The organism is Clostridium tertium (assembly GCF_902652255.1).
Taxonomy (GTDB): Bacteria; Bacillota; Clostridia; order Clostridiales; family Clostridiaceae; genus Clostridium; species Clostridium tertium_A.
This window is the reverse complement of the sequence record NZ_CACRTO010000008.1, coordinates 129,553-153,019: the sequence shown is the minus strand read 5'-3', so window position 1 is coordinate 153,019 and position 23,467 is coordinate 129,553. Positions and strand designations below refer to the sequence as shown.

Below are 23,467 nucleotides of genomic sequence, written 5' to 3'. Positions count from 1 at the left end.
TATTTGGAAAAGCTATTATAGAGAAATGTCTTGGAGGTAATTAAAATGGATAACAATAAAAATAGACAAAAAGATAGACCTAAATCTAATGCTGAACTAAGAAAGATGTATTCAGAATCAGGCTCTGAAATTGGAATTGAAAATGGAGTAAAAAAAGGCGCTCATTCAAACGGAAAAAAATTTACTAAGAGATCAAAGTTATCTCACAACAAGTAAGATTAAGTTTAAAGAGTTATATATTATCACACTAAATTATTTGTTCAATAGATACAAAAAAGATGACTCCTGCCTATTATAGGAATCATCTTTTTTAATTATATTTAACAACTTTTATAAATAATAATATATTTTTAATATTAACTTTTTTATCTTACTCCAATATATAATTCAACAAAATTTAATAATTAACTATTCATTAAAAGCATAATTACAATGCCTCCAACTATTATCATTACTATGGTACTGCAAATAGATATAAAGTTTTTAATTTTTTTGTCTTCCTTTAATAATCTTTTAAGTAATAAATATATATTTATCCCAAGTATTCCACCTATAGTATTAGTAATAATATCAGTAATGTCTGTTGCACCTATTGCAAATACATATTGACTAACTTCAAATATTAATGATATCCCGCATAATATAATTATATTATTAAGCATATTAGAATTTTTAAAGAATGTTTTAATATAAATTCCTAAAGGAATAAATAAAATCACGTTTCCCCAAATATCTAATTGATTATAATTGTTATTGATTATATCATTAAAAGGTATCAAATTAATATTTCTATAAAAATATCTGCTGCTACTAAATAACTCCATAGGAGAAACATATTTAAAAAGAATATTCCATATCAAAAATGAAACATAAAATATAAAGCTTGTTACAAATAAAATATTTATTATCTTCTTTTTCATTTAATATCACCTCATATGATCATGATATCAAAAGCATCTTAGAGTAATCTGATTAATTCCTTAAAATTTCTTAATATTATACTAAAAATAAATGATATAAACATTCTCTTAATAAGCTATTTTAAAGTGTCTTTAATATTAATATATTATAATTTATTTCTTCTAATTACTAGCTAACTTAACAAACTTTTTCTTTCCTATTTTTAATACATCTTTATCTTTAATCTTAGTATCTAATGAATTAATTTTTTCTCCATTTAATTGGACTCCACCTTGATTTATTAATCTTGAGAACTCTTTTTTACTTGGTATGAACTTTTCTTTTATTAATATATCTTGTATATCTCGTAGTACTTCTCCATTACATAACAATTCTGGGATATTATCTGGTATTTCTTTTTTAGAAAAAGCTGTATTATAAAAATCTATTGCTTCTATGCACTCTTCATCTGAATGATATAGAGTTGTTATTATTTTTGCTAATTCAAGTTTAATATCTCTTGGGTTCTCTCCTGATTTGAGCCTTTCTTTTATTTTCTCTATTTCATCAGGATGTTCATCTGTTGCTAATTCAAAGTATTTAATAATTAAACTATCTGGAACTTCCATAACCTTTTTAAACATTATATTAGCTGGCTCATTTACTCCAATGTAATTTCCTAAACTCTTACTCATTTTTTCGATTCCATCTAATCCTTCTAATATAGGCATAAACATAGCAATTTGTTGTTCTTGGCCTACTGCCTTTTGAAGAGTTCTTCCCATTAATATATTAAAGGTTTGATCTGTTCCTCCAAGCTCTATATCAGCCTCTAATGCAATGGAATCATATGCTTGCATTAATGGGTAAAAAAATTCATGAATCCCTATTGGTACATTATTCTTGTATCTTTTTTGAAAATCATCTCTTTCCATCATTCTAGCTACTGTAGTAGTTGCAGCTAACTTTAATACATCATCAAAGTTCAATTTTGAAAGCCATTCACTATTAAATTTAACTTCAGTTTTATCTTTATCTAAAACTTTAAATATTTGATTTTTGTATGTTTCAGCATTTTTTAACACTTCTTCATCTGTTAGTGCCTTTCTACCTTTAGCCTTCCCTGTTGGATCTCCAATCTTTCCAGTAAAATCTCCTATAACTATTACTGCCTTATGACCTAAGTCTTGCATTTGCTTTATCTTTCTTAAAACTACAGCATGACCTAAATGTATATCTGGTGCACTTGGATCAAGTCCCAACTTAATAATTAATGGTTTATCATCCCTTAATGACTTTTCAAGCTTTAGCTTAAGTTCTTCTTCATTAACTATTAAACTTGCCCCCTTATTAATAATTTTTAGTTGTTCTTCTACTGATTTTTTCATTTTTAACACTCCTCTTATATTTAAAAATATAAGCAAGCTCTATAAGAATAATGTACAAAAGCTTTTTTGATAATTTAGAACTTAATTGATTTTTGAAAATAAAAAAAACTCTCGCCCCTTATTTCTAAAGGACGAGAGATAAATTCTTCGTGTTACCACCTTAAGTTCATAGACAACTCACATTGCCTACCTTTTCGAGTACTCTAGCTTAAACTAGGTAATACTCTAGCACTATAACGTGTGCAAGGAATACGTCACAGCCTACTAGGTTACCCATTTGGTGTGAAGCTCAAAGATGTATTCATAATTAGCTTATCTTGCACCTCTCATCATCCGGTAACTTTCTGTAAGCTTACTAATTACTACTTGTTCTTATCATAGCTTGTATTATCTTATACTCCGAATTATTGCTAACTCTTAGTTATGCTTATTTATTAATATGGATTATAAAGGTTATTTTTATTATTGTCAATATTTTTATAATATTCTATAAACTAATAATCTATTTTTACTTTAATAGTTCTATCTTTTTTACTAATATCTAATGCCTTATTATTAGAAATAAATATCTTTTTATTTTCATCCATATTTACTTGCGTTCTTAAAAAAGTGAATTTTTTATAGTCATCTCCTAAATAATCTTTTATATTACTTTGATGAGTTGAAACTTCATGAGAAAAGTATCCATCATAAGGTAGTATTTCGTAAGGTAAATATTTATCAAACCATTTTTTCTCATATTTACTCCAGTATGCTATATCTACTATTTCTTTTTCTTTATTATAATTTAATTCTTCTATAAATATATAATCATTTATCCAGGTGTCCTTTATAGTACTATTAATATCAATATCTAAATCTTCACTAAATCTTGCTCTTTCAATCACTATATTTGCTTTATTAAATTTATCTATTGCTAAATCCTTAAATGCAAAATTTTCAACTATTCTAATTCCATTCTCTAAGACTTCCTTCTCATCATAAGCTACTAATCCTAACCTATCTATATTTCTTCCTTCTATATTAGGTGAAAAATAAATTCCTTCATTAAAGAAATTTCCATTATTCGATTGAATAGCTTTAATTTTATCTTCATTATCTGAAACCACGGAATAGTCTAAGTTTATTGCAAGAGGACTAACTCTTAAATTATTCACTATAAACTTAACACCATCTATTTCTATTTCATTATTTTTAGGCTTAATATTTTTTACTTCTACAGTTTTTGAATCATCTATATTAATAGTAACCTCTTTAGATTCCCCATTTTCTATAATTTCTAAAGTGAACTTATCTTTATTTTCTCCTATTTTAAAAATCCAAGCACTTAATGTATCTCCATTTTTATCTTTTTCACTATAAGCACCTGAGCCTGCTGCTCCCACTCCATCTAAAACTCTTATATCAGATTTAGGCTTTGAAGGGTCATATTCTTTAGGTGGTTCATCAGTTGGCAAAAAATCATCAGCATAAGTTATACTTCCTCTTAAAAATACAGTAATATATTTATTATCATAAACAATTGCTTCAACAATTATTTCTTTACCGTTACTAAAAGTTATTTTCTGATTAACCTCTTGAAGTTCTCCCCTTTGATTTAACTTTTTAACATAACTATAATAAGAAAAATAATCATTATAGCCCATTAATTTTTTTATCATAGCAGACACTGTACTAATATTTAAAATGAAAAAAAATGATAAAAATATTAAAGCTACCTTTAAATACTTATTATTAAAATTTAACTTCTTCTTTCTTTCTATTCTTTCATTTCCTATATTACTTTTATTTAATGCTCCCCTCATTAATTCTTCAAAATTATCAGGTGCCTTTATTTCCTCTTCCTTTAAATTCTTTAACTCCTTATCTAAGTCCATCATTTATATCACCACCTATATCTTTTCTTATTTTATTAAGGCCTTTGTTAATTCTAGACTTAACTGTTCCAAGTGGAATATCCATTATTTGAGATATTTCATCATAAGAATAATCTAAGTAGTATCTAAGCTTTATTACTTCTTTTTGATCTTCATTTAAGCTTTCAATAAGTGATTTCAAATAAATTTTATTTTCTGATTCTTTAAAGCCTTTTTCTTCTATAGGATAGAATAAATCTAATTCTTCATTTGTCTTCTTTGATAATTCCTTTTTACATAGATTCACTAATATTTTCTTGCTCCAGCTGTAAAATGAATTTAATTTTCTTAAGTTTGGAATTTCCTTATACAGGACTATTATCATTTCTTGAAGAATATCTAAAGCATCATGTTCATTTTTCATATAAATATAAGCAAGCTTATAATAATTATCTTTTTCCTTCATAATTAATGATAATAATGCCTCTTTATCACCATTTCTAGCCTTCTTAACTTCTAGCTCCAAATCCGTCCCCCCTTAACCTTATCTCTATCCTTACATATGTAAGAGTAGCATATAAAAGAAAAAGTTCCCTATTACTTAAATTTATTTTAAAGAATTTATATAATCTAGAGGTCTATAAATTACACTATCATTAGTTATATTAAGATTACCTTCTTTTACTCCTCCAATTGGATATATATATTTGTTATAGGCATTAATTATTTTTCCTTTTCCCTTATATAAAACCACATGGCCTGGAGTATAAATTAAATCTCCTGGCTGTAATTCTTCTTCACTAACTTCATACCCTTGTAATTCATCTTCTTGATCATAAGTAGAGTACCCTATTTCTACACCAGTAACTTCTCTATAAACCCAGTATGTTAATCCTGAACAATCAAAAGCTTGTTCCCCAACATAAGTTTCTTCACTTAAAGGATAGTAACTATCTCCATAATAAGTAATGAGTTCATTAAGTCTTTCCTCTGTCATTATTTCTCCTTTACCACCCCAAACATATTGAAGACCTATCTTTGATTCTGCTATTTCAATAACCTCACTTACTATTTTCTTTTCTTCCTCAGTCATATTAATTCCTTCATTTTTATACTTATCTCTTTTAATAAAACTGCTAAATATTAATATTACAGCACCTATACACACTAATATAGTAAAAGTTCTTTTATAATTTTTAAACCTTTTCATTTTCATATAAATATCTCCTTTACATCGTTCCTTACTATAATTTTACATTACATACTCACTTTTCTAATTACTTTTTGATTAAGAAATTATTAAAAAGCTTATAATATTTATTTACTCACTTCTCCACATCTCTAATATTTAATTGCTACTAATCTATCTTAAATTAAGAACTATCTTACTTTCATATAAAAAAGCTGTGTCAAATTGAATTAGAAACCCAATTTAACACAGCTTTTTACTAATATCTATCCATGAAAATATCCTGTTCTACTTGATACCACAACATAAGGTACTTCTTTACCTTCTTTTTCAATATAAGCTTGATACAGGTCATTTCCCAAAGGTTCTACTTTAACTAAATTTTCACCATACTTTTCATACAAATCTTTTTTTAACATCTCTTCCCAATCACTCGGTATTGGAGCATTCTCAGTAATATAAATTGCTAATCCTTCTATATCCTCAGCAGTGCCTCCACTTGATAAATACTCACTATATAATGAATTAATATCAATATTATCTAAGAAGGTTTTGCTCCATTCTAACTTTTCTGCCTCTGATTTATTACCTTGTCCATTTATTATATAATTCTTAACTTCATAACTTATATTTTCTATATTATCAATGTCATATAGCTCTTCATTATTTTCAAATTCTCTATATTTATTTTGATATTTCTTACTAACTTGTATATCTCTATTGATAAAAATTAGAATTTAAGATTTATTTAAGGTTAGCTTTATATAATTACCTCAGAAACTAAATTAAAAGGAGGTATTTCATGGCTATAAAGTCCTTTCAAAGATATGAAAAGAAGTTTATTTTAAATGAAACTCAATATAAAAAACTTCTTCCAATTCTTTATGAATATATGAATGAAGATAAATTCTGTAAAAATGGAGAGAACTATAGTATTTATAGTATTTATTATGATACTTTAGATAATCAAGTAATTAGACATTCAATTAATAAACCTTATTACAAGGAAAAACTTAGATTAAGAAGTTATAAATCTCCTATAGGAGAAAATGATAAAGTTTTCTTGGAACTTAAGAAAAAAATTAATGGAATAGTAAATAAAAGAAGAGCAACTTTAACCTTAAAAGAAGCCTATATGTTTTTAGAATATAATATTAGACCTAAGTCAATAGATTATCTAAACAATCAAGTTTTAGATGAAATAGAATACTATTTAGATAACAATAAGGTTTCTCCAAAGGTTTATATAAGTTATAGTAGAAAAGCCTTTTTCGGAAAAAATGATAAGGATTTTAGAATAACTTTTGATTCTAATATTATAAGTAGACGTGATAATTTATCAATGCAACTTGGAGTATATGGTGAAAGAATTCTTCCTAATAAATCTTATCTTATGGAAGTAAAAATATTAGGAGCTATCCCAATATGGCTAAGTAAGATCATGTCTGAATTAGAAATATATAATACTCATTTTTCAAAGTATGGTAATGAATATATAAAATATTGTTTAAATAATAATTGTAACGCAAGGAGGAAAAGCATATGCTAGAGACAATAATATCATCAACTAACGGGGAATCATTTACTTTAATTAATGCTTTACTGATCATTTCATCTTCAATAATACTTGGTTTAATTATAAGCCTTGCATATATAAAAACTCATAAACGAGAGGGCTATGCACCAAGTTTTACTGTAACATTAATTATGTTGCCTGTAATTATTTCAATAATAATACTATTAGTGGGTAATAATGTTGCAAGAGCCTTTAGTTTAGCTGGAGCCTTTTCAATAATTCGTTTTAGAAGTGCACCTGGAGATCCAAAGGATATAACGTATGTATTCTTTACTTTAGCTGTAGGACTTACTTGTGGTATGGGCTATATTGGATATGCCTTTATATTTACTATAGTTCTTTGTGCATTAACATTAATACTAGATATAACTAAGTTTTCTATGCCTAAAACAAAGACTTCTAAGCTTAAAATAACAATTCCAGAAGACTTAAATTATGATGGAATATTTGATGAGATTTTAAATAAATATACTGACTCTTGGTATATTGAAACTATTAAAACTAGAGACTTTGGTTCACTTTTTGAAATTCAATACATTATTCAAATGAAGTTTGATGTAAATCAAAAGAAATTTATAGATGAATTAAGATGTAAAAATGGAAACTTAAATATTTCATTAAACTTTGCAGGATTTGAAGAGAAGGTTTATAGCTAAAAAATAGTCTAATTCAAATAAATATATAAGAACTCAAAATTTTAATAAGAGTATTAGACATGTCATAAAAGAATATTATAATAAGTAAAAAGAAGATATACTGAAAATATATCTCCTTTTTACTACCTATTTAAATAACTTTTCGTATACAATGCTAATTAATTCATCCTCGCCTATTTCTTCAAGAGTTGATATTTCAACCATTTTATAGTCTGAGATAAATATATATTTATCTCCTCTTTCATTTATATATACTTTTATATCCTTAGGTAAGTTAGTTTCTTTCTCTATATAATCTATACCAATTTCTCTTACGAAATTTATTCTTTTATTGAAATTATATTTAACTGCCCATTTATAATCACTTTCAAAAATATCATAATTCAAATAGTTCTTTTTACCTGCACCACCATAATATAAATATGATGCTATTGGTGATTTCTCCATTCTATAATATATAAAGTCATCCTTAGAAGTATCATTGAAATCTTCAAGAGTTAAATAGAATGCCTCCTTTGATATCTCTGTACTATTATTAGAATTCGTATTAATGTTAGAAAAAAGTATAGGAATCATAAGTATAGCTAGTATTAACGGCAATATTAAATAAATAATTGGAATTATTATTTTTCTATTTTTATAATTCTTATTTCTTATAAAGTTAACTATATATTCTATTAATATTGCAAACAGCAAAAATAATATTAATATTTTTAATAAGTTTATATCAGATTTAATACTAATAATAATTGTTATAATTATTACTAGTGATAATGAAATTCTATGAATTAATCTTTTTATCTTTGCAATTTTTTTAAAATTATAGGTAATTTTCTTCCCCTTATCTATAGCTATTTTCCCCCTAATAGCAAATATCATATAGGTAATCAATCCTATTACTTCATTAATAGCAAATAAATTTGCAAATAATAAGCTTCCTAATATTAAATTACTTGCTAAGAAATCTCCATCACTGCTTCCTATTGTAATCATATATTGAGTATATAAAAGCATAATTGCAGTTAGCATTTTTAATAATATATATTTAAATGATGCTTTCTTAATAATATTAAATTTTTCTCTTTCATCAGTATGAATTTCTATTCTTTCCACATTTTCTTCGCTAGAATAAATTTGAATTTTATCACTTTCACATACAAAATCCCATCCTGCTTTTTTGCAATATTCTCTATATTCTAAAGCCTTCTCGCTATTTTTTCCATCCAAAAATGAAATACTATCCATAATATCAACTGCATACTTTACTTTCTTAGGGTTAGCTTTTCTAAATTTCAGGATATATCCTTTTATGTATTGTAAAACCCATCCCTTAGAAGCCATATTTTCTAAATACTCTTCTAAACTTTTATATTCGTAAGGTAAAAAATCAAATATTACCCACTTACTATCTCTAAATATCATCCGTATCCCCTCCTAAAAAAGACTTACCATCCTCAACTAAAGTATTTAACCTTTTGTATTCATCTTGAAGTATTTCGAAACCTTTCTCAGTAATTATATAACTTCGTTTTCTACCTACTACTTCTGTTTCTCTAATCATATTTTCTTTTTCAAACCTTCCAAGTAATGCATACAATGTTCCCGGGCCTACCTTAACCCTTCCTTTAGATATTTCTTCAACTTCAGCCATAATATCTACTCCACATCTCTCTTTTATTAATGAAATTAATATGTAGTACATTGGCTCAGTTAAATTTTGAAATTGCTCTCTTGGCAAAATTAATCACCTCCAAATATCGAATATCGAATATCGAATATCGATATTAAATGAATAAAAAAAGAAATTCTATATATTAACTTTAATATCGAGTATCAATATTGTCAATATAAAAAATGAAGAAATTTAAAACTTCTCCATTTTTATCAAATTTTATAATATATCTTTTAAACTTACTCCACAGTAATCCATTACTAATTCACAATACATTGAATTAGCCCATGAAAACCACTCTCTTGTAAAAATAGTTGGATCATTAGGATCGAAAGATTCATGCATAAAATGTGTATCCCCATCAGTATTTTTCATCATCATAATTTTTTCTAGCTTTTCTTCTTTACTATCTGATGTTAAAGCTTCTATTGCTAGTGCTATATGCCATATATATCCCTCTGGAGTATGTGGACTTCCTATACCCTTGGCGTATTTACCTTCATAGTAATATTTATTATCTTTACTTAATATATAATTTCTAGTATTAATATATTTAGCATCTTTATTATCTTTATATCCTATTAAAGGAATAGATAAAAGACTTGGAACATTAGCATCATCTACTAAGAAGCTATTCCCAAAGCCATCCACTTCATAAGCATACATATCTCCATACTTTTCGTTATGTACAATACCATAGGTTTCAATTCCATTTTCTATTTCTTCTTTTAACTTTAGGGCTCTCTTTTCTAAATCTTTATCCTTTAAGACTTCCATTGAAACTTCAGCTAAGTATCTTAAAACTGCTACTGCAAACATATTTGATGGAACTAAATATCCATAAGCACAAGCATCATCACTAGGTCTAAAACCTGACCATGTCATCCCAGTGTGTTTTGTCTTAGTACCTAGTCCATTTCTTTCTAAGTTATTTCTTGCTCTTGAATTTAATCTATTAAATCTATACTTAGAATTATCCTCATGATTTTGTTCTAATTCCCATAAATCTAGGATTATATTGATTACTTCTATAAATTCTTTATCTATATGGCTACTATCACCTGTTATCTTCCAATATAAATAAACTAATTGAATAGTAAAACATAGAGAATCTAATTCATATTTACGCTCCCATACCTCTGGTTGCATTTCAGTAATATCTTCTTGATGCCCCATTCCATTTGCACTTTCATTAAAGGCATTTGCATAAGGATCTATTTTTATTAGTTTATAATGCTTTCTTATTAGTCCCTTTATCATATTGCTAATATCTTTATTATCCTTTGCAAATAAAAGATAGGGTCTTATTTGACATACAGAGTCTCTAAGCCACATTGCAGGTATATCACCTGTAATTATAAAAACTGTTCCATCTTCATGAAATTTTATTGTAGTATCTAATGTATTATTCATACACTTTTCAAATATATCAGCTACTTTTTCATCTTTTATCTTATCTATAATTATTTCTCTAGCTTTTGAAATAAATTCTCTATTGATTTCCAAAACCTTTCCTCCTATTATCCTTAGTTAACGTCTTGCGAAATCTACAAACTTAAATTTATCTGTTCTATGTCTAGATTCAGTATATTGGAAAAGGCTTCTATCTTCTAGATATGTGTAACTCTTAACTACAACAACCATGTTATCTCTTCCTAAATCTAAATACTTCTTATCTTCTTCTGTTGCTTGTTGTACAGTTATTTCTTTCTTAGCATAAGATATTTTCAGCCCTAGTTCTCCTTCAATGTAGTTATATATAGAATCCTTACATACTTCTAAAGTTAGTGTAGGAACAAATTTTGCGTTAAAATAATCCTTATCTAAAATTATCCTTTCTCCGTCAATTTTTCTTACCCTTACTATTTTCCATACATAATCTTCACTACTTAACTCTAACTTAGCTGAGGTTTTCTTACTAGGTGCTCTAAGGCTCAACTCTTCCACTGAGGTAATTACTTCCTTACCCATACTTTCAATTAATTCTTTAAAACTTCTTATTCCAGAAACAGGAAAGTTAAATTTGTTAATATCTAGTACAAAAGACCCCTTACCTTTTGACTTTTGTATATATCCATTTTGCTCTAATAAATTCAATGATTTTCTTATAGTATCTCTCGATACACTGTACTTTTCCATCAGTTGTGCTTCAGAAGGAAGCTTAGAATCTACTTCTAGATTTCCATTTTCAATATCGCTAACTATTTCATTATATATTTCAATATATTTACTCATCTTCTCTCCTACTTCTTTCCTATAAATTTTACTTATAACTATATTATATTACATATATTGTTTCATTTTAAGGTATTAAGTAGGTTTTTATATATAAGTTGTAATAAGGAATTTACTTTTTATTAAGGCATATTTGATATTAAAAATATTTAAGTTATGCTATTATCTTAACAACTTATATATAAATTAAAGAATATATATGCTTTCAATTTAGATAATTTACTTAAAAAGTATTTTTAACCTATAAATTTATAAGGATATAGATGTAGATTGTTTATTGAAACATATATATTAAAGTTAATTTACTTTAGTTTAAAGTTTTAGATTTAAGAAAAAACCCCCTTAGGAGTTTTTTCTTAAACTATTATCAGAAACCTTATCCAAGTTACATCATTTATCTTTTAATTATTAATTAATCTATAAACTACTGATTCATACGGTCTTAATTTAAGATTATTAAGATCTACTAAGCTATCTTTATAATTAGATAATAATATCTCAATTTTCTTATTATCCAAATCAACTTCTTTAGATAAATTAATTTCTACTTCTTCCTTATAGAAGTTATTTACAACTATTACTGAAGTATTATCTAAACTTCTTTCATAAGCATAAACTTTTTCATTATCCTTATCTAATATTCTATAATCACCATAAGCTATTGCATCTTCTTCTTTTCTAACAGCAATTAGCTTTTTATAATGATACAGTATTGAATCTTCATCTTTTATATTATTTTCAGCATTAATCTCTTTATATCTTCTTGATACATTTATCCAAGGCGTTCCCTTAGTAAAACCAGAATTTATACTGTTATCCCATTGCATTGGAGTTCTAGAATTATCTCTAGACTTACTTTTCAGTATTTCTAAAATTTCTTCTTTTTTAATTCCTTTTTCTTTTAATATATTATAGTAATTTATAGATTCAACATCTCTATACTCTTCTATATTTTCAAATTCAGGATTAGTCATTCCTATTTCTTCACCTTGATAAATATAAGGAGTTCCTTTCATCAAATGAACTGCTGTTGCAAGCATCTTTGATGATTCTTTAAGGTATTCATTAACATCACCAAATCTTGAATTTATTCTTGGCTGATCATGGTTACACCAAAATAGTGCATTCCAACCATCACCTTCGATCAATCCTCTTTGCCATGAGTTAAACAAATCCTTTAGAGCTTTGAAATCAAAATCCATTAATGACCATTTTTCACCATCTTTATAATCAACTTTTAAATGATGAAAATTAAATACCATTGATAATTCTTTTTCTTCACTATTAGAGTACTTAATACAGTTATCAATTGAAGTTGATGACATTTCTCCAACAGTGATAATATCTTCATGTTTTCCAAAAGTATTTTCATTTAATTCTTTTAGATATCTATGAATATTAGGTCCATCTGTATAGAATCTTCTTCCATCACCTTCATAATCATCTTCATATACTTCTGGCTTAGAAATAAGGTTTATTACATCTAATCTAAATCCCTTAACCCCTTTATCTATCCAAAAATTAACTACTTTATAAATTTCTTTTCTTAGCTCTTCATTATCCCAATTTAAATCAGCTTGAGTTACGTCAAACAAGTGAAGATAATATTCATCAAGCTTTTCTACATACTCCCAGGCACTACCACCGAATTTAGAGATCCAATTAGTTGGAGCCTCTCCATTTTTGCCTTTCTTAAAAATATAATAATTTTTATATTTTTCATCACCATTAATAGCTTTTTTAAACCATTCATGTTCAGTGGATGTATGATTAAATACCATATCTAGCATTAGATATATATCTCTATTTTTTGCTTCTTTAACTAATTCTTCAAACTCCTCCATAGTCCCATAACGTGGATCTATGCTGCAATAATCTGCTACATCATAGCCATTATCTTTTTGTGGGGAGATATACACTGGGGTTAACCAAATATAATCAACCCCTAATGATTTAAGGTAGTCTAGTTTCCCTATTATCCCTTTTATATCTCCAATACCATCATTATTACTATCACTAAAAGACTTAGGATATATTTGATAAACTACACTTTTCTTAAAATCTTTCATTATTTATACACTCCATATTTTTTTATTACTTTGCTGCGATTTTATTTAATTTAGTCTTTGAAAATATTACTGTTAGTATAAATGGAACTACTACTGCAATTGCCATACATAAAAGGTATGGTAACATGCTGCTTCCTTGCATTGAAAGGATTGCTGGTAATCCTCCAACACCTACTGAGTTAGCTGTTGCTACAAATAACATTGAAGCTATACCTGCTATACCTGAACCAATTAATGCTGCTAAGAATGGATAGAAGTTCTTTAAGTTAACTCCAAAAATTGCAGGTTCAGTAACACCTAAATAAGCTGAAATACATGCTGGTACAGCGATTTGCTTTTCTTCTGCATTCTTTCTCATTAAGAAAATATATCCTAAAACAGCTGATCCTTGAGCTATATTAGCAATAGCTGTTATAGGCCACATATATGTACCTCCAGTTGTTGCTATTAATTGTAAATCTATTGGTAATAAAGTGTGGTGTAATCCTGTAATAACTAATATTGGATATGCAAATCCATAAACTCCAGCAAATAACCATCCAAAGGATGACTCAAATCCTGCTTGAACTACAGTTGAAATAAAATCTCCAATTGTCCAACCAATAGGTCCAAGTACTGTATGCGCTAAAAGTACAGTTGGCACCAATGAAAAGAATGGTACAACAATCATTTGAATAGCATCAGGTGAAAATTTCTTTGCAAATTTCTCTAAATATACATATGTAAATCCTACTAAAATAGCTGGTATAATTTGAGCTTGGTATCCTATCATTTCAACTTGTGCAAATCCAAAATCCCAATAAGGAATACTTTCTGCACCTGTAACTGCATATGCATTTAATAATTGTGGTGAAACAAGAGTAATACCGATTACTATACCCACCATTTGGTTAGCTCCCATTTTCTTAGCTACTGACCAAACAACACCTACAGGTAAGAAGTGGAATACAGCTTCACATATTAACCATAAGAAACTATTAACTCCATTCCAGAATACTGAAATTTCTACTAAAGCTTTAGTTCCATCTTCAAAAAGCTTCATATCACCAATAATATTTCTAAATCCTAGTAATAAACCTCCAACAATAATTGCTGGTATTAGTGGTGAGAATATTTCTGCTAAATTTGCTACTATTCTTTGTAAAACAGTCATGTTTTGTTTTGCAGCTTCTTTTACAGAGTCTTTACTTTCTCCTGTAAGTCCACTTTCTGCAATGAACTCATTATAAAAAGTTGATACTTGAGGTCCTATAATAACTTGAAATTGTCCAGCTTGTGTAAATGTTCCTTTTACAGATGGCAAGCTTTCTATGCTTTTTACATCAGTATGTTTTGGATCTTTTAAAACAAATCTCATTCTTGTAACACAATGAGTAACTGCTGAAATATTTTCTACTCCCCCTAAATAATCTATTAGTAACTTCACATCTTTATTAAATTTTCCCATTTTTTATTTCCCCTCCATAATATTTGTTACAACTTGTACTTACATCTTATGTATTAAATTTATCATATACGTACATGTTTGTCAAACGTTTTCATAATTTTTTTTAAAATTTTTATAAAAAAATAAGAAGTATATTATTTTTAGCCTTCGAATGACCTTTTTAATATACTTCTTTTTATATTTTGAATTAAGTTACTATATTTATTTCAATCAATATCCATATTATACTTATATTCTAAACATTATAGCTTCATATGGCCTTAATTTTAAACTCTTAATATCTATGCTAGAATCTCCATAATTACTTATAAGAATAATTGGTTCATTATCAAATTCTTCTCTATAATTAAATTCTATATTTTCACCATAGAAATTACATACAACTAATATCTTATCACCATTTAATTCTCTAGTATAAGCGTAGATATTCTTATCTTCTGGATCTAGAAGAGTATAGTCACCATAAATTATAACCTCATTGTCTTTTCTTAATTCTATAAGCTTTTTATAATGATAAAAAATAGAGTTCTTATCACTTAAAGCTTTGTCTACATTAATTTCTTTATAATTTTCATTAATAGTAAGCCATGGTCTGCCAGTAGTAAATCCAGCATTAGCCTCTTCTGACCATTGCATTGGAGTTCTTGCATTATCTCTTCCCTTAGCATATATAGACTCCATTATCTCCTCATGCTTAAAGCCTCTAGATATTCTATCTTTATACATATTTCTTATTTCAATATCATTATATTCTTCTATTGTTTCAAATTTGATATTTGTCATACCAATTTCTTCACCTTGGTAAATATATGGGGTACCTTTTAATCCATGCAATAAAGTAGCAAGCATTTTTGCACTTTCAACTCTATATTCCTTATCATTTCCCCATCTTGAAACTATTCTTGGAAGGTCATGGTTATTCCAGAATAAACTATTCCACCCTTCTCCTTCAAGTTCTGTTTGCCACTTGGAAAATACTCTCTTTAAATCCCTAAGATCTAGAGGTTTTAAATCCCACTTATTTTTTCCTGGAATCTTATCTAAGCTAATATGTTCAAATTGGAAAACCATACTTAATTCATTTCTACTAGGATTTGAATAAAGCTTAGCCACTTCTGGAGTTGCTCCCCAAGTTTCACCAACTGTTAGTAAATCATGTTTTCCAAAAGAGTTTTTATTCATTTCTTGAAGATATTCATGAAGCATTGGTCCATTTTCTTTAATCATTTCATCTGGAACCTTACCAACTAAGTCGATAACATCCATTCTGAAACCGCCGATTCCTTTATCTATCCAGAAGTTCATCATCTTCCAAACTTCTTCTCTTACCTTTTCATTTTCCCAGTTAAGGTCAGGTTGCTTCTTACTAAATAAATGTAAATAATATTCTCCTGAAGCTTCATCGTACTCCCATGCACTACCACTGAAAGTAGATATTAATTCATTAGGTTCCTTTCCATCAACAGGTTTTCTCCATATATAATAATCTCTATATTCATTATCCTTAGACTTTTTAGCTTCTATAAACCACTTATGTTCATCTGAAGTATGATTTACAACTAAGTCCATAAGAATTTTTATTCCTCTTTTATTGCTTTCTTTTAGGAGTATATCCATATCCTCCATAGTTCCAAACTCATCCATAATATCATAATAATCGCTAATATCATAACCATTATCATCATTTGGAGATTTATAAACAGGACTTAACCAAATAACATCTATTCCAAGTTCTTTTAGGTAATCAAGCTTTTCAATTATACCTTGAATATCACCTATTCCATCACCATTGCTATCTTTAAAGCTTCTTGGATAAATTTGATATACTACTGAACTATGCCACCATTTTCTTTCCATAAACTACACTCCTTTATACTTGTACGTATATGTTAATCAATTACATAATAAACCTTTACATAATCATTGTCAACATTAAAGTAATATGAGTCTTCCACACATTTGAAAATTAAAAATGTATAATTAAGAATTAATTGAGCTGCCTAAAAGGCAGCCCATAATATAATTAATAGGATTAGTAAATATTTAGTGATTAAGGATATGATTATTACTAATTACTACTAGTATTTTATTTAAGGTCTTTCAGGAACTTCTCCTTCCATACCTGCTGGAGGCATATCCTGCATTCCTTCTTCTCCACGCATTCCTCCTTGTCCTGGCATTCTTCCTCCCCCTGGATTACCAAATACACCAGTACTTTGACCAACATTAGTTAATATACTTGAAACAGTAAAGCTATCTCCTTCTGTTCCACCAGAATAGTTTCCTTCAGTATATAGTCCATCTTCTAATGTCCCAGTTGATTCCCCACCTGTATAAATTTTATAACTAGATCCTGTTTTTATATTAGATGAAGATACAACTAAGGATCCTATGGATTTACTTGGTACGAAAGTTATTACTTCACTTCCATTTTCATCCTCAATATGAATAATACTATTTGCTTCAAAGTTCTTAAATATATTAATTGAGTTTTGAGTTGAGGATTCACTTGGTGATTGAGCCATTCCTGATGATCCTGTTGCAATTAATAATCCACCACTTACCTCAAATTTACCATCATAATCTAATGCTCCATTTCCATTATTTTCAGGGCCATTTACTATAACTACTCCATCCTTCATATAAATTGAGCCATTTGCATCTAGTCCATCTCCACTTGCATCAACAATTACCCTTCCTCCATTTATATTTATTGATGCATTTCCTGATGAAGCAAAGTTATTTTGTCCTGGTCTACCATTAATGGAAGAACCATCATTACCTCCTGCAGAATTTATTCCATCATCACTAGCCATCACTTTTATATTTCCATCATTAATATTTATTATTTCAGCTTCAATTCCTTCATAAGACTTAGTAATATTAATTTCACCTGAATTGATATCTACTGTTGAGTCTCCATGAATACCGTCATCTCCTGAAGTTATATTTATTACTCCTCCATTTATTTCAACATTACTATTTGAGTGTATTGAATCATCTGCAGAGTCTATGTTTATATTTCCTCCATCTATTTTAACTAGTGCACTTCCTTTTATTCCTTTTGCACTTGGAGTATCTTCTTCAGTAGTAGTACTAGAATTATTCTTATTGTCCATTGGTCTTCCAAAGTCTCCCCAAGTTTCACTTTCCTTACTACTATTTTCACTACCTCCACCAGAATTTATAGTTAAATCTCCTCCTGTTACAGTAGCATTAGTTTCAGCTTGAATTCCATCTTCTAATGAAGTTATATTTATAGTTCCACCTTCAATTAATACATATCCTTTTTCTGTATCTTCAGCATTATTAGATTTTATCCCATCTCCTGATGCATTAATATTAATATTGCCACTAGAAATTGTAACTGAATCTTTTCCTCTAAGGCCATCTGCTATTGAAGTAATATTAATATCTGCTTCTGATATTTTTAAATCATCCTTGCTAGTTATAGCATTATTAAAGTTAGAATTAACAGTTAATTTTCCTGTTCCACTTATAAATAAGTCATCCTTACTAAATATAGTAGCATTAGGCTCATCAGTGCTTTCATCTTCATAAACGTAATTTGCTCCATCAGTTACTATATTTTCACTTCCCTCTTGAAGTACTAAATAAGTGTTTTTTGAGCTAATACTATAAATTGGCGCACTATTAGATGAAGTTATATCAACACCATTTAAAACAATTCTTACATTATCCTCTTTACCAGCATTAACTACTATTTGACCATCTTTTAAAGTTCCAGTAAACCCATAGGTTCCAGCTGAGTTTATAACTACCTTGCTTCCATCCACAGTAGCTCCATTTCCATCAATTGATATAGTATCTCCTAAAGTAATATTTGTATCTACTTCTATAGTTTCTCCACTTATTGCAGAATTTCCACTCACATTTTTACTACATCCTACACCAAATACAAGTATTGATGCTATAGATAAAATTGCTATAATTCTTTTACTCATAATAAATCCTCCTAGATTTTCTTTGAGTAAATAATAGCATTCTTACCTTAAATTAATCTTAAAGAAAAAAAGGTTAATAGAAATGTCTAAAACACCCTATTCACCTTACTATTTATTATATATATACATTCAATTTTAAAAGCACTTCATCATTGTTTATTAGGAATTATAGGATGTACATAAACCTTATTCTTATCCTTAATGATACTATTATCTTTTTCATTTATAACTTCATTTAATTCTACATATGAATTATTAATAACAGATGAGTATTCATCACTTATTATATCTTCATTGCTAACATCATCATTTATTCTAAGCTTCTCTAAGTCTTTATTCATTCCTAATACAGTATTATCATTAAATTTTTCTTCTGACAAATTTTCAAAGTTTTTAAGTTCTAATTTGTCTAATATATCCTTTTTCAAAATAACACCTCCTTATACTTTATAGAAGTATTATTTGCAATTCTAAGATTTTTATTATTTTAAACTATAAAGATTCATTATGAAGCCTTTTAAATACAAATGCTATCCATAGCCAAATTATCAACATTCCAATTGCAATAATTGTTTCAATTCCTTGATTTAAAAATATATATGTTAGATTATAAATAATAATTAAGGCTGAAAAAATACATATATAAAAGCTTGTCCTCTTATTACAGTATAAAGATATTTCTTTATCTTTATTAAAGACTTCAGAACTCCCTTTTAATAGCAATGTCATAGTAATTAAATCAAGTACAAAATTAATATTAATAATTATTTGACTAATAATATTTTTGCTATTTATAACTTCATTTAGCGGAGTAAAATCCAAGACAAATAACAAAATTGTAATTACAACTCTAATATTGTTAAAAATCAGTGCTTTCTTAAAATTCTCTTCATTACTTTCTTCTATTAATAATTTGATACCTGATGCTATTATTAATAAAGCAACAAATGTTGGTAATATCTTAATTCCGAATAGATTAATATTAAATAAAGTAAATAATATTCCCCAAAATATTTTGTTATATCCACTACTCATTACAATTCTCCTTGACTCTTTAAATATCTAAAAATATCTTTAAAATTAAAATAAGGCTTATAATCTATATTATTCACTTTTTTTGTATAATCTTTGCCATTTTTATCTTTAAAATATATAGTCGGTTTAATTTCATAGGTGTTTAATTTCTTAGAAGGATCTTCTATATTGTAAAACTGAGATGTAAAATATAAATGCTCTAATTTATTATAGATAAGCTCTTTCTCTTCTAAATAACCTAATTTATCAATATTGAAATTAAATATATCCCTAGTATATTCAAATATCGGAGAATATACCTTTGATACTAAAATATCATCTGTTACATAAAATATACTTTGTGCTCTTCCATCACTTGAACCATTCATCCCAACAAAATCTAATGGATTTTCATTTTCATTAGATTTAGTGAGAATTATTTTACCTAAGTCTACATTCATACTTTCACCATCATTAAAGAATATCGTTGCTTTATCTAAATTAATAACCTTTTCTAATTCCTTATTTCTCTTTGGCATATTTAAATTAATAAAAACTGTATGAATATCATATGGTCCATAAGATTCAACATTGCTATTAACCCCATTATAAAAAGTCATAAAGCCACCACCATCATTTTCACTTACAAATAAGTCTAAATAAGAAGCCTCATCAAATATTACTGATGTTACTTGTCTTTTATCGCCTTTATTAGTTATATATTTTAATTCTAAATTATATCCCGAAAATGAGTACATATCTTCATACTCATAATAATCTACATCTATATAATTTTTTAAAAATACTGGCTTATCTATCTTTAGTGAAAGTTTTATTCCTATTGAAATAATAAGTGAAACTATAATTAATGAAATTGATATTATTAAAGACTTTTTTACATTCTTCATTATATACCCCCAAAGCATTGATAATTAAATTATAGAGTATCTGAAAAGTTATTTCCATAAGGAATTCTCTTAATTGTTACATACTAAAAAAATAGGCTGTATCAAAATATTTTGATACAGCCTAAAATAAACTTATTTTTGTAATTTGGAACAAATTACTTAATCAATTATTCATTCTCTACAATTAATTCTTCATTTTAATGTCTGTTACAGTCCATTAAGCTATTTCTTCTATTTTATCTTCTTGTACTATATCATTGTTCTCTTCTTTCTCTTCTTTAAGTACAAGATTTAATATTAGTGCAGTAATAGTACCTGTTGATATACCTGATGTAAATATCATTTTTAATCCTTCAGGTAATTGTGAAATAAATTCAGGTCTGAAAGTTACTCCAAGACCTAACCCAATTGCTGTTGCAATAATTAATAAATTACGTTCATTTATTTTAACCTTACTTAATGTTTTAATTCCTGCTGCTGCAACTGTACCAAACATAACTATTCCAACTCCACCTAATACTGGTTGAGGAATAATATTTACTATAGCAGCAAGTTTAGGTAAAAATCCTAATAAAACTAATATAATACCAGCCATTACAGCAACATGCTTACTAGCAACCTTAGTTAATGGAATTAATCCAACATTTTGGCTAAAAGTAGTATTTGGTAATGTACCAACAACTCCTCCTAGCATAGAGCCTACACCATCAGCTAAAACTCCTGCTCCAATACGTTTTTCATCCATTTCTACCTCTGAAACTTCTCCAACAGCTTTTAAGCATCCAACAGTTTCAATAGCTGTAACAAAATAAGCTGGAATAAATGCTAAAAGTGCCTTTAAATCAAAAGTAACTCCATATTCAAATATCTTAGGGAATGATATCCAGCTAGCTTCTCTTACTGATGAAAAATCTACTAATCCTAATGGAATGCAGGCAATATATCCTACTACCATTCCAATTAGGATTGAAGCACTACTAAGCATTCCTTTACCATATCTATTTAATAATAAAGTTCCAATTAAAACTAACATTGCAATAGAAATATTCTTAATACTACCATAATCTGCTGAACCTGCACCACCTGCTGCCCAATCTATTGAAACTGGAAGTAAAGTTAATCCTATTAAACATACAACTGTTCCAGTAACTAATGGTGGAAATAACTTCATTAATGGTTTTATAAAAAAGCTTAAAACTACTTCAAAAATTGCTCCTAATATAGTTGCACCGATTATTCCAGGTAATCCTAAAGTAGAACCAACTGTAATAGAAGGTGACACAAATGTAAAGTCTGTCCCCATTATACATGCAACTTTTGAACCTATTTTACCAATTCCCCTAGCTTGAATTATCGTTGCAAGTCCAGCTGCTAAAATTGAAGCACTTATTAAAGCAGTACTTGTCTTAGCATCAAAACCTAAAGCACTAGATAAAACTAGAGGTACTACTATAATCCCCCCAAAAGCAGCAAATATATGCTGAATTCCAAATAAAATTTTCTCAGATAAAGATGGATTGTCATCTACACCATAAGTAAGTCTAATTCCATCATTTGATTTTAAATTACTCATCTTTTTCCTCCATTTATGTAAAATAAAAAACACCCCGCCATCGAGGTGCTTGTCTTAATCAAAAAAAGAAACAGTAATTAAAATTCCATAAATCTGTTACACAATTAAGTCAAATCCCTCGTAGTCTGCAAATTTACGGTTAGCAGGTAGAAACTTTCGATCCATATTATCGATGATATACGAGCCGTTTTAAATGTATTATACACGAACATTAAAATTATTTCAATAAATTTTATTTGCATAAAATATAATTGTACTATTTAAATCTATTCTCATCAATAGTATAAATTATTTTAGATAATACCAATAATAAAGAGCATAACCATACTGATTTTACACCTATAAAAAATGTTAATCCCCCACCAATTGCTGCTCCAATTAGAAAGGCTAAAATTATAAGTGAATATCTTATTGCCCTAGTAGATGCTTCTGTATCTTTTTTTACTATAGCTAAATATGCTGATTGTGATGCAGTTCTTAAATTTCCAGTACACATAGTAGTACTATAAGGTGAATCTACTAATCTTCTAAAAGAGGAAATTTGAACTGAAGACACAAATGCTATAGTACTTGTCACAAAAATATCTGGGACAGATTCTGGAATAAATCCAATTATAAATAAAACAGTAGCTTCAATAATTAATATTAATTTTTCTGCTTTTTCATATCCCTTATATTTTTTCATAGAAAAGTCCCTAATTCCTTCAGTAACTAAAACCCCTATTATAAAAAATAATATTTGAATAGCTGCCATTAATGCATTTTTATAATTTCCATTAGTAATTCCTAATGCTAATAGAACCATATTACCAGTTTCAGCATTAGCAAATACTCCACCTCTACTTATAAATGTGTATGCATCTAAGAATCCTCCAATTATTGCAAGAATCATTCCAAGTCTTAAAGATTCTGAAGTTATCTTATGACTTGGCACCTTATTCCTAAAGGATTTAATTAACCCTTGCCTATATGCCACTTCTTCCTTCGTAACAGTTTCATTCATTTAAAGGCCCCCTTAC

General features: G+C 27.7%; 22 protein-coding genes, 1 riboswitch and 1 other annotated feature. Of the genes, 3 read left to right on the top strand and 19 right to left on the bottom strand.

What is annotated here, in order from left to right:
- The first annotated feature begins 45 nt into the window (after positions 1 to 45).
- Positions 46 to 216 (top strand): hypothetical protein, encoded by a 171-nt coding sequence (locus GPX08_RS03405; RefSeq protein WP_156625412.1) that lies wholly within the window; start codon positions 46 to 48, stop codon positions 214 to 216.
- Positions 217 to 404: 188 nt separating this feature from the next.
- Here GPX08_RS03405 and GPX08_RS03400 read toward each other — a convergent pair whose 3' ends face one another.
- From GPX08_RS03400 to GPX08_RS03375, 6 genes are all read right to left on the bottom strand, one after another.
- Positions 405 to 920, bottom strand: a complete 516-nt coding sequence (locus tag GPX08_RS03400; RefSeq protein ID WP_156625411.1) for a VanZ family protein — start codon at positions 918 to 920, stop codon at positions 405 to 407.
- A gap of 162 nt (positions 921 to 1,082) precedes the next feature.
- Positions 1,083 to 2,288 (bottom strand): tyrosine--tRNA ligase, encoded by a 1,206-nt coding sequence (locus GPX08_RS03395; RefSeq protein ID WP_156625410.1) that lies wholly within the window; start codon positions 2,286 to 2,288, stop codon positions 1,083 to 1,085.
- Between the two features lie 124 nt (positions 2,289 to 2,412).
- Positions 2,413 to 2,676, bottom strand: a binding site (T-box leader).
- Positions 2,677 to 2,782: 106 nt separating this feature from the next.
- A complete protein-coding gene (locus GPX08_RS03390; protein WP_156625408.1) occupies positions 2,783 to 4,168 on the bottom strand; it encodes a hypothetical protein in 1,386 nt (461 codons plus the stop codon).
- Entirely contained in the window at positions 4,152 to 4,670 is a 519-nt protein-coding gene (locus tag GPX08_RS03385; protein ID WP_156625407.1) for a sigma-70 family RNA polymerase sigma factor, read from the bottom strand. Before GPX08_RS03385 ends, GPX08_RS03390 begins: the two co-directional genes overlap by 17 nt.
- An 81-nt stretch (positions 4,671 to 4,751) precedes the next feature.
- Positions 4,752 to 5,360, bottom strand: a complete 609-nt coding sequence (locus GPX08_RS03380; protein ID WP_156625405.1) for a peptidoglycan endopeptidase — start codon at positions 5,358 to 5,360, stop codon at positions 4,752 to 4,754.
- A 239-nt stretch (positions 5,361 to 5,599) separates the two neighbouring features.
- Positions 5,600 to 5,752 carry a hypothetical protein gene (locus tag GPX08_RS03375; protein WP_156625403.1) on the bottom strand — a complete coding sequence of 51 codons (153 nt, stop codon included), beginning with the start codon at positions 5,750 to 5,752 and terminating at the stop codon, positions 5,600 to 5,602.
- 383 nt (positions 5,753 to 6,135) lie between these two features.
- Between GPX08_RS03375 and GPX08_RS03370 the strand changes: the two genes are divergently transcribed.
- Complete coding sequence (locus tag GPX08_RS03370; protein ID WP_156625402.1) at positions 6,136 to 6,882, top strand: VTC domain-containing protein; 747 nt, start codon at positions 6,136 to 6,138, stop codon at positions 6,880 to 6,882.
- Entirely contained in the window at positions 6,876 to 7,565 is a 690-nt protein-coding gene (locus tag GPX08_RS03365) for a DUF4956 domain-containing protein (RefSeq protein WP_156625400.1), read from the top strand. Before GPX08_RS03370 ends, GPX08_RS03365 begins: the two co-directional genes overlap by 7 nt.
- A gap of 126 nt (positions 7,566 to 7,691) precedes the next feature.
- Here the strand turns inward: GPX08_RS03365 and GPX08_RS03360 are convergent, their stop codons facing one another.
- The 13 genes from GPX08_RS03360 to GPX08_RS03300 all read right to left on the bottom strand — a co-directional run bounded on the left by GPX08_RS03360 (position 7,692) and on the right by GPX08_RS03300 (position 23,451).
- On the bottom strand, positions 7,692 to 8,987 hold the full coding sequence (locus GPX08_RS03360; RefSeq protein WP_156625399.1) for a DUF2812 domain-containing protein: 1,296 nt from the start codon (positions 8,985 to 8,987) through the stop codon (positions 7,692 to 7,694).
- The gene (locus GPX08_RS03355; protein ID WP_156625397.1) at positions 8,977 to 9,303 is read right to left on the bottom strand and encodes a PadR family transcriptional regulator; all 327 of its coding nucleotides are present in this window, start codon (positions 9,301 to 9,303) and stop codon (positions 8,977 to 8,979) included. The genes GPX08_RS03360 and GPX08_RS03355 overlap by 11 nt, the downstream gene beginning before the upstream one ends.
- Positions 9,304 to 9,456: 153 nt before the next feature.
- Entirely contained in the window at positions 9,457 to 10,758 is a 1,302-nt protein-coding gene (locus GPX08_RS03350) for a glycoside hydrolase family 125 protein (RefSeq protein WP_156625396.1), read from the bottom strand.
- Between the two features lie 9 nt (positions 10,759 to 10,767).
- A complete protein-coding gene (treR, locus tag GPX08_RS03345; RefSeq protein WP_156625394.1) occupies positions 10,768 to 11,472 on the bottom strand; it encodes a trehalose operon repressor in 705 nt (234 codons plus the stop codon).
- 401 nt (positions 11,473 to 11,873) lie between these two features.
- Positions 11,874 to 13,541, bottom strand: coding sequence for an alpha,alpha-phosphotrehalase (gene treC / locus GPX08_RS03340; RefSeq protein WP_156625392.1), 1,668 nt, complete (start codon positions 13,539 to 13,541; stop codon positions 11,874 to 11,876).
- A 25-nt stretch (positions 13,542 to 13,566) separates the two neighbouring features.
- Positions 13,567 to 14,988 (bottom strand): PTS system trehalose-specific EIIBC component, encoded by a 1,422-nt coding sequence (gene treP / locus GPX08_RS03335; protein ID WP_156625391.1) that lies wholly within the window; start codon positions 14,986 to 14,988, stop codon positions 13,567 to 13,569.
- 228 nt (positions 14,989 to 15,216) lie between these two features.
- Positions 15,217 to 16,845 (bottom strand): alpha,alpha-phosphotrehalase, encoded by a 1,629-nt coding sequence (locus GPX08_RS03330; protein WP_156625389.1) that lies wholly within the window; start codon positions 16,843 to 16,845, stop codon positions 15,217 to 15,219.
- 233 nt (positions 16,846 to 17,078) lie between these two features.
- Positions 17,079 to 18,953: a carbohydrate-binding domain-containing protein gene (locus GPX08_RS03325; RefSeq protein WP_156625388.1), complete on the bottom strand. Its 1,875-nt coding sequence runs from the start codon at positions 18,951 to 18,953 to the stop codon at positions 17,079 to 17,081.
- A 149-nt stretch (positions 18,954 to 19,102) separates the two neighbouring features.
- Positions 19,103 to 19,381 carry a hypothetical protein gene (locus GPX08_RS03320; RefSeq protein WP_156625386.1) on the bottom strand — a complete coding sequence of 93 codons (279 nt, stop codon included), beginning with the start codon at positions 19,379 to 19,381 and terminating at the stop codon, positions 19,103 to 19,105.
- Positions 19,382 to 19,445: 64 nt separating this feature from the next.
- A complete protein-coding gene (locus tag GPX08_RS03315) occupies positions 19,446 to 19,988 on the bottom strand; it encodes a hypothetical protein (protein WP_156625384.1) in 543 nt (180 codons plus the stop codon).
- Positions 19,988 to 20,875: a hypothetical protein gene (locus GPX08_RS03310; RefSeq protein WP_156625382.1), complete on the bottom strand. Its 888-nt coding sequence runs from the start codon at positions 20,873 to 20,875 to the stop codon at positions 19,988 to 19,990. The genes GPX08_RS03315 and GPX08_RS03310 overlap by 1 nt, the downstream gene beginning before the upstream one ends.
- Positions 20,876 to 21,092: 217 nt before the next feature.
- Positions 21,093 to 22,448, bottom strand: coding sequence for a purine permease (locus GPX08_RS03305; protein WP_156625380.1), 1,356 nt, complete (start codon positions 22,446 to 22,448; stop codon positions 21,093 to 21,095).
- 101 nt (positions 22,449 to 22,549) lie between these two features.
- Positions 22,550 to 22,651, bottom strand: a riboswitch (purine riboswitch).
- Positions 22,652 to 22,704: 53 nt separating this feature from the next.
- Positions 22,705 to 23,451, bottom strand: a complete 747-nt coding sequence (locus GPX08_RS03300) for a DUF1275 domain-containing protein (RefSeq protein WP_156625378.1) — start codon at positions 23,449 to 23,451, stop codon at positions 22,705 to 22,707.
- Positions 23,452 to 23,467: the final 16 nt, after the last annotated feature.

Bases quoted from the DNA above. Each gene is read 5' to 3' on its own strand.
- GPX08_RS03305 (WP_156625380.1), bottom strand. From the start codon at position 22,448: ATGAGTAATTTAAAATCAAATGATGGAATTAGACTTACTTATGGTGTA.
- GPX08_RS03390 (WP_156625408.1), bottom strand. From the start codon at position 4,168: ATGATGGACTTAGATAAGGAGTTAAAGAATTTAAAGGAAGAGGAAATA.
- GPX08_RS03370 (WP_156625402.1), top strand. From the start codon at position 6,136: ATGGCTATAAAGTCCTTTCAAAGATATGAAAAGAAGTTTATTTTAAAT.
- GPX08_RS03330 (WP_156625389.1), bottom strand. From the start codon at position 16,845: ATGGAAAGAAAATGGTGGCATAGTTCAGTAGTATATCAAATTTATCCA.
- treR (WP_156625394.1), bottom strand. From the start codon at position 11,472: ATGAGTAAATATATTGAAATATATAATGAAATAGTTAGCGATATTGAA.
- GPX08_RS03405 (WP_156625412.1), top strand. From the start codon at position 46: ATGGATAACAATAAAAATAGACAAAAAGATAGACCTAAATCTAATGCT.
- GPX08_RS03360 (WP_156625399.1), bottom strand. From the start codon at position 8,987: ATGATATTTAGAGATAGTAAGTGGGTAATATTTGATTTTTTACCTTAC.
- treP (WP_156625391.1), bottom strand. From the start codon at position 14,988: ATGGGAAAATTTAATAAAGATGTGAAGTTACTAATAGATTATTTAGGG.
- treC (WP_156625392.1), bottom strand. From the start codon at position 13,541: ATGAAAGATTTTAAGAAAAGTGTAGTTTATCAAATATATCCTAAGTCT.
- GPX08_RS03400 (WP_156625411.1), bottom strand. From the start codon at position 920: ATGAAAAAGAAGATAATAAATATTTTATTTGTAACAAGCTTTATATTT.
- GPX08_RS03325 (WP_156625388.1), bottom strand. From the start codon at position 18,953: ATGAGTAAAAGAATTATAGCAATTTTATCTATAGCATCAATACTTGTA.
- GPX08_RS03315 (WP_156625384.1), bottom strand. From the start codon at position 19,988: ATGAGTAGTGGATATAACAAAATATTTTGGGGAATATTATTTACTTTA.
- GPX08_RS03375 (WP_156625403.1), bottom strand. From the start codon at position 5,752: ATGTTAAAAAAAGATTTGTATGAAAAGTATGGTGAAAATTTAGTTAAA.
- GPX08_RS03380 (WP_156625405.1), bottom strand. From the start codon at position 5,360: ATGAAAATGAAAAGGTTTAAAAATTATAAAAGAACTTTTACTATATTA.
- GPX08_RS03395 (WP_156625410.1), bottom strand. From the start codon at position 2,288: ATGAAAAAATCAGTAGAAGAACAACTAAAAATTATTAATAAGGGGGCA.
- GPX08_RS03310 (WP_156625382.1), bottom strand. From the start codon at position 20,875: ATGAAGAATGTAAAAAAGTCTTTAATAATATCAATTTCATTAATTATA.
- GPX08_RS03300 (WP_156625378.1), bottom strand. From the start codon at position 23,451: ATGAATGAAACTGTTACGAAGGAAGAAGTGGCATATAGGCAAGGGTTA.
- GPX08_RS03365 (WP_156625400.1), top strand. From the start codon at position 6,876: ATGCTAGAGACAATAATATCATCAACTAACGGGGAATCATTTACTTTA.